1 protein-coding gene is annotated in these 561 nt (G+C 76.3%); it reads right to left on the bottom strand.

What is annotated here, in order from left to right; all coding sequences use genetic code 11:
* On the bottom strand, positions 1-561 hold a 561-nt coding region (locus ACFOMP_RS07855; protein ID WP_379029239.1), incomplete at both ends, for an ADP-dependent NAD(P)H-hydrate dehydratase.

Below are 561 nucleotides of genomic sequence, written 5' to 3'. Positions count from 1 at the left end.
CTCGGCGGTCAGCGGATGGGTCTGCTCGGCGCCATCGACGATCTCGGGCAGCAGGGCGCGGCGATGCTCGAGCCCCAGCGCGGCGATCACCGTGTCCGGCCCCTTCAGCAGCACCACGCAGCCGGCCCGCTCGGCCGCCAGCCGCACCGCATCCAGCCGCGAAAACGCCGGCCCCGCCTCGGCGGGCGCCTCGAGCCGTTGCGCCAGATCGGGAAACAGCCGGGCGAATTCGCCGCCATGCGGGGTCAGCACCACCCGCGGATGCAACGCGGCCAGCAGCGCCTCGGGCGCATCGGCAAAGGCGGTCAGCGCATCGGCATCGAGCAGCGCCGCCCGACCCGAGGCCAGCGCGGCCGGCACCAGCCCCCGCGCCCGGTCCAGCCCCAGCCCCGGGCCAAGACACAGCGCGTTGAAGCGGCGGTCCTCCAGCAGCCGCTCCAGCCCGGTCCGGTCGGCGAGGGGGCGCAGCATCACCGCATCCAGCCGCGCGGCATTCTCGGCCAGCGCCTCGGGCGGGCAAAGCAGCGTCACCAGCCCGGCGCCGACCCGCAGCGCCGCCCG

Origin of the sequence: Paracoccus simplex (assembly GCF_042648325.1) — a bacterium.
GTDB classification, from domain to species: Bacteria; Pseudomonadota; Alphaproteobacteria; order Rhodobacterales; family Rhodobacteraceae; genus Paracoccus; species Paracoccus simplex.
Note: the sequence above shows the minus strand (reverse complement) of the source record. Positions and strands in the feature narration are given on the sequence as shown.